This is a genomic window from Paenibacillus endophyticus, from assembly GCF_014192395.1.
Classification (GTDB): Bacteria; Bacillota; Bacilli; order Paenibacillales; family Paenibacillaceae; genus Pristimantibacillus; species Pristimantibacillus endophyticus.
In genome coordinates this window covers 1-11,575 of record NZ_JACHXW010000039.1, presented here as the reverse complement: position 1 = coordinate 11,575, position 11,575 = coordinate 1, and the positions used below count along the sequence as shown (strand labels likewise).

Annotated in this window: 9 protein-coding genes and 4 pseudogenes; 8 read left to right on the top strand and 5 right to left on the bottom strand. The window is 46.1% G+C overall.

Going from position 1 to position 11,575, the window contains the following annotated elements:
* Window positions 1-220: 220 nt before the first annotated feature.
* Together FHS16_RS31370 and FHS16_RS32160 are read left to right on the top strand one after the other, a co-directional pair.
* Entirely contained in the window at window positions 221-886 is a 666-nt protein-coding gene (locus FHS16_RS31370; protein WP_183571644.1) for a cupin domain-containing protein, read from the top strand.
* Window positions 887-1,009: 123 nt separating this feature from the next.
* Window positions 1,010-1,090: pseudogene (locus tag FHS16_RS32160) on the top strand (pyridine nucleotide-disulfide oxidoreductase); the annotation flags it as partial.
* 157 nt (window positions 1,091-1,247) lie between these two features.
* On the opposite strand, the gene FHS16_RS31365 reads toward FHS16_RS32160, so the two are convergent.
* A complete protein-coding gene (locus tag FHS16_RS31365) occupies window positions 1,248-1,844 on the bottom strand; it encodes a nuclear transport factor 2 family protein (RefSeq protein WP_221226533.1) in 597 nt (198 codons plus the stop codon).
* Between the two features lie 1,112 nt (window positions 1,845-2,956).
* On the opposite strand from FHS16_RS31365, the gene FHS16_RS31360 reads away from it, so the two are divergent.
* The 5 genes and pseudogenes from FHS16_RS31360 to FHS16_RS32815 form a co-directional block, all read left to right on the top strand.
* Window positions 2,957-3,157, top strand: coding sequence for a hypothetical protein (locus tag FHS16_RS31360; protein WP_183571642.1), 201 nt, complete (start codon window positions 2,957-2,959; stop codon window positions 3,155-3,157).
* A 55-nt stretch (window positions 3,158-3,212) separates the two neighbouring features.
* Complete coding sequence (locus FHS16_RS31355; protein ID WP_183571640.1) at window positions 3,213-4,226, top strand: LLM class flavin-dependent oxidoreductase; 1,014 nt, start codon at window positions 3,213-3,215, stop codon at window positions 4,224-4,226.
* A 123-nt stretch (window positions 4,227-4,349) separates the two neighbouring features.
* A complete protein-coding gene (locus tag FHS16_RS31350) occupies window positions 4,350-5,774 on the top strand; it encodes an MFS transporter (protein ID WP_183571638.1) in 1,425 nt (474 codons plus the stop codon).
* Window positions 5,775-5,943: 169 nt separating this feature from the next.
* Window positions 5,944-6,618 (top strand): DsbA family oxidoreductase, encoded by a 675-nt coding sequence (locus FHS16_RS31345; RefSeq protein WP_183571636.1) that lies wholly within the window; start codon window positions 5,944-5,946, stop codon window positions 6,616-6,618.
* Between the two features lie 415 nt (window positions 6,619-7,033).
* A pseudogene (locus FHS16_RS32815) lies at window positions 7,034-7,109 on the top strand (manganese catalase family protein); the annotation flags it as partial.
* 361 nt (window positions 7,110-7,470) lie between these two features.
* On the opposite strand, the gene FHS16_RS31335 reads toward FHS16_RS32815, so the two are convergent.
* The 4 genes and pseudogenes from FHS16_RS31335 to FHS16_RS32800 form a co-directional block, all read right to left on the bottom strand.
* Window positions 7,471-8,877 carry a HAMP domain-containing sensor histidine kinase gene (locus FHS16_RS31335; protein WP_183571634.1) on the bottom strand — a complete coding sequence of 469 codons (1,407 nt, stop codon included), beginning with the start codon at window positions 8,875-8,877 and terminating at the stop codon, window positions 7,471-7,473.
* The gene (locus FHS16_RS32810) at window positions 8,874-9,137 is read right to left on the bottom strand and encodes a helix-turn-helix domain-containing protein (protein ID WP_376769720.1); all 264 of its coding nucleotides are present in this window, start codon (window positions 9,135-9,137) and stop codon (window positions 8,874-8,876) included. Before FHS16_RS32810 ends, FHS16_RS31335 begins: the two co-directional genes overlap by 4 nt.
* A gap of 68 nt (window positions 9,138-9,205) precedes the next feature.
* Window positions 9,206-9,308 (bottom strand): annotated as a pseudogene (locus tag FHS16_RS32805) (DNA-binding response regulator); the annotation flags it as partial.
* Window positions 9,288-9,512 (bottom strand): annotated as a pseudogene (locus tag FHS16_RS32800) (response regulator); the annotation flags it as partial. The pseudogenes FHS16_RS32805 and FHS16_RS32800, both read right to left, overlap by 21 nt.
* A 225-nt stretch (window positions 9,513-9,737) precedes the next feature.
* On the opposite strand from FHS16_RS32800, the gene FHS16_RS32155 reads away from it, so the two are divergent.
* On the top strand, window positions 9,738-11,575 hold a 1,838-nt coding region (locus tag FHS16_RS32155; RefSeq protein ID WP_246432071.1), incomplete at its 3' end, for an InlB B-repeat-containing protein.

Genomic DNA, 11,575 nt, shown 5'->3' with positions numbered 1-11,575 from the left:
TTTGATTAACAACCGTCCTCGTAAATGTCTCGGTTGGAGGTCGGCTCACGAAGCATTCATGGAAGAGGTGTCGCACTTAGCTTGACAATTCGTCATTGAAAAAAATTCAATAAACATATTATTAGCATTTAAACATGCCATTACGCAATTCATTAGTCATGGTTATAGATACAGTGGAATACGTTTAGTAAAGATGAAACAATAATCGGGAGGTTTGCTTATGGCAGTATCCTACTTGGATTTCAATTCTCCAAACGTACAATATTTCTACGATCTGAAGAACAATCGTACATTCACAAAGGATGCGAACAATTTTATTAACGCCTTGGGAATTCAGCAACTCAATACTCTGGGCAACGTATCTCTGCTCGACATCTACTTATCTAAAGCGAATGTAATCGAGCCTCATATTCATCAGAACGCCTCTGAGCTGGTCTATTGTATTCGAGGTGCAGCAGTCGTGTCGATTCTGAATCCATTTACCAAAACCGTGCTTAACTACAATATAACACCTGGTCAGGTAACTAATATTCCTCAGGGGTGGTTCCATTGGGAGATGGCTACGGAAGACGACACGCATTTGCTCGCTATCTTCGACGCACCAGTACCGGAATTCATCGCGGTTTCTGACTTCCTTAGGCTGGCCCCGAGAAATATGCTCGCCCACACATATTGTCTAGATCAGGCGTTGGTGACACAGGCGTTAGCACCAATCAAGAGTACGACTACGATTGGTCCACCGGCCAATTGCGTGAATCAACATTTGCCGAGAACTGATAGTTACCCACCGCAGGTGGAGCAGCATATGCAAGTCAATTATCCGGTATATGGGGCGCGGAAATCTTCATACCCCGGTATCGGCAACGGATATAATCAACAGGGATAGATATTAAAATATTTCCAAAAGGGCATTTTCTATGAATGAAAAGAGAGCGTTAATACAATTTTTCATAATATGCATAAGCCATGGGAGATACAATTATCTAGGTAAACCTACTGGTTCGTTTATGGAGCAAAAGTCGCTATAAATGTTATAAGCGAATTAAACGGCGAGAGATATGTTGATCATAATGTATTAAAAGCAACATAATGGAGAAGTTCCTACTAATAATTGAATTTACTAATGGCCATTCTTACCGAGAATGGTCTTTTTGTGTCGGACTGAATTCTTGAAATAAAATAAAACAAGTAAACCCCCTTGGATATCCAAAGGGTTTACTTGTTCTTTCATCTAATTTGTCACTGGATTATTTTCCAGTTACAGGATCCGTATTCGGATCCCAATTCTTAAGAGGGTCCATGCGGAATCTTGTTAGTTCCGTGGAGCTGATTTTCCAGACACCATTTACTTTTTTATATGTTTCGTGATATTGTCCGTACCCGTGATGTCCAGGATATGCATCTTTGGCATCAGGAAAGGTCAACAAATCCTCCATTGCCCAAATACCCTTGGCATGATCCTTGTCGATTATTTCGATCTCAGGCATGTATCCGTGATGAACCGTAGGCGCTTTACCTACTAAATCTCCAATCATCTTCCCGTAAGCTTGCCCACCACCTTTGGAATAATCCACGCCTTCCGAAATAATTTTGGCATCAGCCGTAAAGATGTCTCCAAATTCTGTCCATTTTTTCTCATCAACAAAACGGAAATATCGGGCTTTTAATTGTTTAATTTGTTCAATATCATCCAAGCGTTGATAGGTTGCCGTATCGAGTCCAGTAATATTCACTGCTTCCGTCTGAGCATTCTGATGTGCTTGATTATTTTGTTTCGCGCATCCCGTAACCATGACTGCCAGAATGGCTACACCCAAAATCAAAAGCTTTTTTTTCTTCAACATATGGTGGTCACGTCCTTTTTTGTTGTTTGTTATTTATGTTTCCTTGCGGGGGTTACTTGCCAGTAACAGGGGCCGTACTCGGATCCCAGTTCTTAAGAGAATCCATCCTGAAGCGCGTTAGTGTGGAACTGATTTTCCAGGCGCCATTCACTCTTCTATACGTTTCACGGTTTTATTAGGTGAGTAGGTCTAGTTTTAGATTTTCCTTCTCAGTATTTATCGAGTTGGTCATAATATGTCAATCCCCTTCTAATTTTAGTATAGAAATCATTACCATGATACTTTGAGTCACGAGCTGAACATTGATGAATAGATGCAAGAATCTGGATGTTCTTTTTTGGCTACATGTGAATAACCTCTTCTCTTCAGACTGGGTAAGTGAGACTTCAATGGCCTGGAAAAAACTATAACAGGTATTCTTATTCTTTATAAGAAGGCTATTTTTTTAAATATGGTTTAAAAAAATAAAGTCGTACGCCTAGCTATCATTAAGCAACTTTCAAGCTAAACATAGACCGCATCTAGGGCAGAAGTTATACGTGGAAAAGTTCCTTTTGAAGAATTAAGATCTTTTCTTGAAGACAAAATGTTCGATTAATGAAAGTCACGCGAAAAGAATAGCCGAGAGGAGAGGATAATTAAAAACTATTAAGAAGCAAGCAAACGATGATAAGGCTTTAACAGTAACATGGCCGTTCGACCTGGGATCTTGTACGTGGCCGATATTTCAGTTCGAAAGTCTGATTGCTAAATAGAATTACTTGATAGAAATTCTATCCCGACAAAATTTGTATATTACGACTTAGGAGCATTACTAGCATCAGTTTATTTTTATAAAGCATATTAAAAAAAATAGCGTTCTTATGAAAAAGATAAATACCTGCTATAGTTGTCTCCGAGGCAATTGAAGCTTCACTTACAATCCTAATGAGAGTGGTAATTCACGTATGAAGGCTTCTAAAATAATGCCAAGTTGTGATGGGAAAACTCTACTGTGCACAGTATTTGAATAATTGGCGAGTGAGTAGGTAACCGCGGCATTATGGAAGGTTTTAAATAGAATGGGAATTGCTTATGACTAGTTTTGTCATGAAAACAAAGGATGTGACGATATGTCCTATAATGAAGGCAACATCGCAATCGGCTTGGCGAGAGCAAAGTTTTCTGTTGCAGAAAGTAAAAACATCCATACAGGCCGGGAACGGGCTACATTAAGCTCGGTCAAGAAGGTCCGAATTATGGCTAATAGGCCTGCTTGGGATAACGCTTCAGATATTACTGATTCCATCGGTATAGAATTCGATGTTGTTTAGGAAATAATATCATACATCGAGCTTTACAAAAGGTTTAGATGAGGGGGATATAATTATGGATTCATCCTATACCAGATCATTTCAAGGTGTTCCCATATCCATTCTTGACACTACCAATATTGTTCTTGGTGGTAATGCGAATGAAACGTTTATGAACAGCTTGGATTTGGCACAAAAAGCAGAAGACTGGGGATATTACCGATTTTGGTTAACTGAACATCATAACATTCCCGCAATGGCGAGCGCAGCTACATCCGTTGTGATGGGATTTATTGCAGCAGGGACTAAACGAATTCGTATTGGTTCGGGAGGCATTATGCTATCTAATCATGCTCCCTTAGTGATTGCAGAGCAGTTCGGAACCTTGGAATCCATGTATCCTGGTCGAATTGATCTGGGTCTAGGTCGAGCCCCTGGCAGTGACTCGGCCGCGTCAGCTGCTCTTCGGAGAGATCATACAAACGGTGAAGACTTCCCTGAACTGCTGCGAGAATTGAGAGGGTATTTTCAAGATGATGCCTTGGCTAAAGTACGAGCATACCCGGGGTCAGGACTTGCAGTTCCGATTTGGCTTCTAGGTTCAAGTGATTTTAGCGCTAGGCTCGCAGCAGAATTAGGTTTGCCATTTTCTTTTGCTAACCATGTTGCTGCCGATTTCACGATACCAGCTGTTCGTTTGTATCGACAATTATTCAAGCCATCAAGTGTCTTGAGCAAACCTCATGTTATGGTCGGGATGAATGTGACAGTCGCTGATTCAAATGAACGTGCACATTATTTGGCCTCTACACAGAAACAAATGTATTTGGCTGTGTTAAGTGGGCGAATGACGCCTCTCATGCCACCGGTTGAAGATATGTGTCAGGTAGCCTCCGAGGTGGAAATTTTTATGCTTGAGCGTAATTCAATGTATCGCAGCTTAACGATCGGAGATCCGGATCATTTGAAAACTAGCATGCAGAAACTAATTCGTGATACGCAAGCTGACGAAATCATTATGACGACTCAAATTTTCCATCATAAAGATCGGCTGCGCAATTTTGAAATTATTGCTGAATTACTAGATTAAATCAGTCTAAGATCGTTAAAGATCGGAAGCTGTGGAAAAGCAGCATTTCTGATGAGCACTATAGAACGAAAGTATTTCTCGGTTCTTAAGTCATATATAGATATAAATAGGAGTGAAATAAAAGTGAGTGATAAAATTTCGAAATCGAATATGTTTTTGCTAATTATCGTTTGTTTGGCTCAGTTTATCGAGGTCATGAATAGTTCAACGGTCGTTGTAGCGCTCCCTTCCATACAAACGGCATTTCATATGCAGTCGAACGATTTGCAATGGATTGTAACTTCTTATGTACTGACGTTCGCTTGTTTTTTGATGATAGGAGGACGAGCAAGTGATTTACTTGGAAGAAAACGCGTATTAATGATTGGTTTGACCATCTTCGCGCTAGCTTCTCTGGCAGGCGCCTTGGCAACAAATTCGGTTTGGTTGATTGCCAGCAGGGCGATCCAAGGTATCGGGGCGGCTCTTTCCATCCCCGCGGCGATGTCACTCATTAGTAACAATTTCCCAGTTGGTCCACAGCGCAACAAAGCATTTGGGATTTTTGGAGCTTTAGGTTCAGGGGGAGCGGCGGCAGGATCAATAGTAGGCGGTATACTAACAGATACCGCGGGCTGGAGATCGTTGTTTTATCTGAACGTGCCGCTTGGCATCTTGCTCATTATCGGATTATTATTCGTGAAAGTAAGTCCTTCTGTTAAAGTCGTTAAAGAAAACATAGACTGGTTTGGATTGATTTCCGTATTGGCGGGTATTTTCATTCTGGTCTATGGCATCTCCATGCCGGATGTCGACGGAAGTTGGTCGGCAGCGAAGATCGCCATGTTGATTGTTGGGATATTGGTTTTGGTCTTATTTGTACTGATAGAAAAATCCGCCAAAAACCCGCTTATGCCGCTTCGTCTCTTCAAGATTCGTTCGCTCGTAACGTCAAATATTATCGGGTTTTTGATGTTTTCTTATGTGACGGGCTTCATGTATTTCTCGACGTTGTATTTCAACGAGCTTGGTTATTCCTCTTTAGCTACCGGCTTGGCCTTCTTGCCGCTGGGTTTGACATCGATCGTCGTAACGCAAATCACGCCGTTCTTCATGCGTAAATTCGGTGCAAAAAGAGTCCTAATCGTAACGCAGATCATCAACGCGCTCGGCATGTTCTGGTTAAGCAATATGGATATGGATAAAAGTTACACGTTGTTTATTCTTCCGGCCTTTATCGTTCTCGGTTTATCGATTGGCGCGTCCTTTACGGCAGTTATCGTCGGTTCCGTTCAAGATGTTAAATCCGAAGAACATGGAATTGCCGGCGGAATCGTGAATACGTTCCTGCAATTGGGAGGGAGCTTGGGATTATCCATTCTGGCGACCGTCGCGACTACGGTTACCGCTTCGGCGCATATTGAATCGGCAAACACGGCCTTGTTGTTGGGTTTCCACGCTGCATTAATCGTAAGCGGCTGTTTCGCAATCATTGCGCTGATTCTTGCTTTCATGAGCGGGGGTAAGAGTAAGAATACTGCTTCCGTTCCTTTAGAAATGCATGGTTAAAGCTTGATAAAGATATACTTTAACGTATTCCAAAGAGGTTTTTGATGCAGCAATGACAGGTAAGGCTGCTTCTCCAATTACCCCTTAAGCGCCTTATATCGAGGAATTTTATGGAATTAGTTGAAGTCTTAATAATACAGAAACACAATAGAAAAAGGGAGCTACAAATATGATAGTGGAGATGTGGTCGGATATCATTTGTCCCTCTTGTTATATCGTTAAGCGGCGTTTTGAAGCCGGATTACAGGCGTTCGCTCATCGTGATCAAATTAAAATAGTCTATCGAAGCTTCCAATTGGATCCAACATTTCCGGTGCATCCCAATACGCATCTCCTCGAAATAGCTGCCGCCAGACACCGCACTAATGTGGAGAAGATGGCTAGGAAAAGTCGTGTAGTTGCCGAAACGGCAAAACAAGAAGGACTACTTTTTAACTACGAGAATGTAAAGTACACTAACACCTTAGACGCACACCGCCTTGTCCATTTTGCCAAACAATTCGGTAAAGAAGGAGCGGTGCTAGACTTGTTATATAAAGCTTATTTTACAGATTGCAAGCACATCGGGGAACTTGAAACGCTTGTATCTCTCGCCGTACAAGCGGGACTGGAGCGCCAAAAAACGATGGATATGCTGCTCGATACCAAACGCTATAAGAATGCGGTGCGGTTAGAGCAGCTTGTGGCTGAAAGATTAGGTGTGAGAGCTGTTCCTTTCTTCTTGATCAACGACTGCCATGCCATCTCCGGTGCCCATCCTGTTGCCACGTTTATCCAAGCACTTGAAACGTCTTGGGAAGAAGAAGAAAGGGCATCGCAAGAAGACGAAAGTTATTTACAGTGACGGAATTTGTTAAGCTACAAGACCTTGTCTGACACGATGAACTTGTGTTGCCGCTTTACATTATCATATGTATCAACCTGTTATTTTAGCAAACACAGGAGAGTTTGGAGGTTCTACAGTTCAAGCTCCATTTACAAAGCATGCTCGCCAAAAAGCTCAAGTTCACGGTAACAATCAAATTGCTGTTCGTGTATTTGAAGTAGATGCTGCTATTTTTAAATCGACGTCTCCTGCTCCAAGCCACCCTGAAGTTAAAACACCACCTGCTGGCTATAGAGGTAGATCTTGAACTTAGCGTGAGACTTACAATGGTTATTGAATTGACGATTTGTAGTCAAAAGGTATTAATACCGAAATTTTCAAAACCGAAAAGTCATGCTGTGTCTAGGAAAATCATCACTGATAACATCAGTGTACCGAAGAATTTGGTCACCTAGAGATGATAGCCACCATGATCTACAAAATTAACAAAAGATGCTACTCCTGTACAGGACTCTCCACTCCTACCCATACTTTTGCACTCTTTTTGAGTGCAAGCCACCTTTACAGGTGGCTTTTTTTAATGTTCTTGAATTGTCCTGCCTACTGACGGCTACAGTATAAGATCTGTTGACCTCATAAAACGAACGAGGGGAAGAATTAATTTCCATGAATGTTTATCGAGAAAGTGGGTTGTTACATAAGTGGCATTTGCACATCTCATTGTGGAGCTACACTGTCTCTACAGGATAGGTGACCAATATCCAGTCAATCCTGTTCCCCCTTTTTGTAAATACGGAGTTCGTAAACCAGGTACCATTGTTTATCGGAGGAGGCTTGTCTTATTTTGGGCGGAGTCTGGCCGTTCGACGATTATTCCTGCGATCGTCGCTGCGGCAGTAGGAGCGTGAACGAGGTTTCCCCATATGGGGTACTGGTCAAGCGGATGTGGCCTTGATGCAGGTTGACGACTTCTTTCACAATGGAAAGTCCGATGCCGAGACCTTCGCCTTGCCTTCCTTCGTTCGCGCGATAGAAACGTTCGAAGACGCGTTCGCGGTCGGCGGGGTCGATGCCTCTCCCCCGATCCTTCACGATGATGAGCACGCAATCGTCTTCTTGGCCGAGTCCGATCCCTAGATACTCCCCGTCGCTGCCATAACGTAAAGCGTTGTCTAGCAAGTTGCGAACGGCGCGCTCCATGAGGGAAGCGTCGAGATCCGACTCGACGTCCTTCTCCGGGATCTCGATGTCGACCGCATAGTTTTGCCCGTCCAATAGCAACAGATAGTCGGACACGATTTTTCGCATTAATTCGGACAAGTTGGTCGGGGCGGGATGAATCTCGAACGCGCCTGAGTCTTGCCGCGAGATGTCCAGCAACTGATCCAACAGTTTGTCCATGTAGCGGGAACGTTGCAATATGATTTTCGCGCTTTTGCGAAGCTCGCCGTCGTCATGGAACGAATTTGTGCGAATCGTCTCGGCATAGCCCAAGATCATGGTTAGCGGCGTTCGCAAATCGTGGGACAAATTGGACAACAGCAGTCGGCGTCTTTTATCAAACTGCTCGATTTGAACGGCCTGTTGCTGAATCCGGCGCGCCATCTCGTTGTAATGACGGGTGAGCTGGCCGACTTCGTCCTTCGACTTGTCCTCTAGTACCAGGACGTCGCTTCTTAAGCCGACTTGGCCCAAGGCCTTGTTCAGCTTGCCGATGCGACGATTAATGGAGGAGAAGAACCAGATCGACAGGAAATAGGGGACCAGGGCGGATAGCAGGACGGGCAGGATGAGAGCGTACAACAGCTTGAATGATCGTGAAAAGAAGTAGACTTGCCCCGTTTTCATCTCATCGCTAGGCAAGCTTAACAACAGATATTCGGATTTTCCGTTCCGGGCCAGGGAATATACGAGAGTGGCCGTTTCATGCTCGGCCCAGAGATTGTCCGGCATATTCACGAAGCGTCCGGCCAACTGTCCGAAGTCGTAACGGGCCGTTCCGCCGGTTGTATCGTAGATCGTCGAGCCGTCCGACGCGACCCATTCCAAGCGTATCGCCGGATGCCGGTCGTGAACCGCATCCAGAATCGGTCGAACGCCGTCAAGACTATGCCTTTCGACGGTCTGCAGCGTCTCGTGCGCGATCGACTCCAATTGATTCAGATTATACCCATCATTCCATATCTTCGAGACAATGAAGGACAACAACAAGAATAAAAACAGGCTGCTTGCAGCGCTGATCAGCATGACGAGCCAGAGCTTCGTGCGACTTTTCATATGCCGTCTCCTGAGAATCGATAACCGATGCCTCTTACCGTATGAATCTGCGGTGCGGTATCGGAGTCGTCGTCGAGCAAGGCGCGCAACCGGTTCATGAATACGCTCAAATTGTTGTCATTCACGTGATCGTGCTTCCAGACATGCAGGTAGATGTCTCGCTTGGTCAACACGCGATCCGGATTCTTCATGAACAATTGCAGCAGCTCGCATTCGTATTGCGTCAATTCGTGACGTTGCGATCCGTTGGCCAGCACCATATTATCGATGTCGAGCGCCAGCTTATTCATCCGAATGACCTCGTAGGGGTCCGACGTGCTGCCAGGACGATGCCTTCGGAGCTGCGCCTGTGCGCGGGCGAGCAATTCCATCGGACTGAACGGCTTGGTGACGTAGTCGTCCGCTCCCAACCCTAACGTATCGATCTTGTCCTGCACCTCTCTTCTAGCACTTAATGCGATGATGATCGTGTCGGTTCCACGAGCTCTCACATATTGAAGAACTTCAAAGCCGTTCACATCATCCATCATTAAGTCTAATATCATTAATTCGATGGGCTGCTCCCGCAACGTTTCGATAGCTTGTCGCCCCGAGGCAGCCTCGATCACGCGCATGCCCGCTCTCTCCAAGTGCATGCGGATTAGCGTGCGAATGTCCGGCTCATCATCGACAACGAGAATTTGATGCATGTCACGACCACACTCCGATTCAATTGCTTCACTACTACTCTCCTCATCATAACGGGAAAAGAGCGCTAGGAAAAGGTCGAATGATGGCGCTATTAAGATTTCATTAAGAATACTCCGCTATTTTCCTGTTATAGTTAACGACATTAATGGTAGAGGAGTGTTTTCGAAGTGATGATTAAGCGCTACGTGACAATATTCATGGCATTGCTCTTGTTAACAGGAATGATTCCGACTTATGCGGACCAGGCAGCCGCGTACGATTGGACGATTCGGAGTCCCTATCCGACGTCCGAGAATCTGCAAGACGTTGTTTACAACGACGGTACATATGTGGCAGTGGGGGGGAACGGCACTCTGCTGACCTCCGCCGACGGAACGAACTGGACGAATCGTTGGTCAGGCCCGGGAACTCCTTATTTCAATGGCATCGTATTTGGGAACGGCAAGTATGTGGCGATTGGCGATAGAGGCGTGATCGTCTCTTCGGGCGATGGATTGAACTGGACTTCCCGTTCGTCGGGAACCTCGGAATTTCTAGAGGGTGTCAGCTACGGCAACGGCTTGTACGTGGCGGTAGGAGACGATGGGACGATCTTGACTTCTGCTGACGGAGAGAATTGGTCGAGTCGTACTTCGAGTGCCGATGAGAACCTGACGGACGTCGTGTATGGTTCGGCTAAATTTGTGGCGGTAGGGGAATCGGGGACGATATTGACTTCCTCTGACGGAGTAGCCTGGAGTGACGCCTCCCCCGGCAATACTCCGGATCTCTATGGCATTGCCTTCGGTAACGGCACGTATGTTGTGGTGGGGTTTGCTGGCGCGATGGTGACTTCAGGCGACGGCGAGCGTTGGACGAAGCAACATTTGGATACTAACCTAACGCTGGAAGACGTCACTTATGGCAACGGTGATTTTGTGGTGGTGGGCCATAACGGACTTGTCTACGCCTCCGTCGACGGAGTGGCGTGGGAGAAACGCGATGCGGTCACGCTTTCGATCTTGAATGGGATCGTATTCGGAAATGGCATATACTTGTCGGTAGGCAACGGGGGAACGATCTTGACTTCCGAGGATGGGACGAGTTGGGTTGTCCGAACAGTGGGAACCAGTTATGATCTTAATGCCATTAGTTATGGCAACGGTACGTATGTGGCGGTAGGAGAAGCCGGGACGATTATGTCTTCAAGCGGCGGCGCAAACTGGATGATCCGAACTTCAGGTACTTTGCAACGGCTAAACGACGTGAGCTTCGGTAATGGTACGTTCGTGGCTGTGGGTAACAACGGGTCCATCTTGACTTCCGGCGACGGCGCGAGTTGGACAAGCCGTACGTTCGGCAGCTCGCAATTCGGCGTTTCGTTCGTGAATGGCAAGTTTGTGATGGTAGGTGCTGCAGGGGCGCTGGCGACCTCCGACGACGGCGTAAGCTGGACGAGTCGAACTTCTGGCACTTCGCAAAATCTTTGGGACATCGCATACGGCGACGGCATGTACGTGGCCGTCGGCATCGGCGGTACGATCTTGACTTCCGGCGACTTAGAGACTTGGACGAGCCGGACTTCTAATACTTCGGACGGGATCTATAGCGTCGTATACGGGAACGGAAAGTTCATGGCGGCCTTGTCCGACGGAACCGTGGTGACAGCTTCGAATGGCATCGATTGGACGAGCTCATCGACGGGCGTTCGTGGGTATCCTATGGCCTTTAGCTATGGCAACGGCGAGTTCGTGGCCGTAGGATCGCCGAATAAAATTGCGAAATCCACGGATGGCACGAGTTGGACGACCGAGACACTTACGACATCGAAGCAGTTGGTGGACGTCAGCTACGGTAGCGGCGCATTCGTGGCTGTGGGGCTCAACGGGCTCGTATTGCAAGCGGTCATTCCTGGCTTGTACACGGTGGCCTTCGATTCGCAAGGAGGAAGCGCGGTTGCGGACTCGACCGGCGTGAGCGCGGGAGCGAAGATCACGGCTCCAGCGAATCCAACGAAAGCCGGCTTCAC

Excerpts from the sequence above, each read along its gene's own strand:
- FHS16_RS31370 (WP_183571644.1), top strand. The coding sequence starts at position 221 with ATGGCAGTATCCTACTTGGATTTCAATTCTCCAAACGTACAATATTTC.
- FHS16_RS31365 (WP_221226533.1), bottom strand. The coding sequence starts at position 1,844 with ATGTTGAAGAAAAAAAAGCTTTTGATTTTGGGTGTAGCCATTCTGGCA.
- FHS16_RS31360 (WP_183571642.1), top strand. The coding sequence starts at position 2,957 with ATGTCCTATAATGAAGGCAACATCGCAATCGGCTTGGCGAGAGCAAAG.
- FHS16_RS31355 (WP_183571640.1), top strand. The coding sequence starts at position 3,213 with ATGGATTCATCCTATACCAGATCATTTCAAGGTGTTCCCATATCCATT.
- FHS16_RS31345 (WP_183571636.1), top strand. The coding sequence starts at position 5,944 with ATGATAGTGGAGATGTGGTCGGATATCATTTGTCCCTCTTGTTATATC.
- FHS16_RS31335 (WP_183571634.1), bottom strand. The coding sequence starts at position 8,877 with ATGAAAAGTCGCACGAAGCTCTGGCTCGTCATGCTGATCAGCGCTGCA.
- FHS16_RS32810 (WP_376769720.1), bottom strand. The coding sequence starts at position 9,137 with ATGGTGCTGGCCAACGGATCGCAACGTCACGAATTGACGCAATACGAA.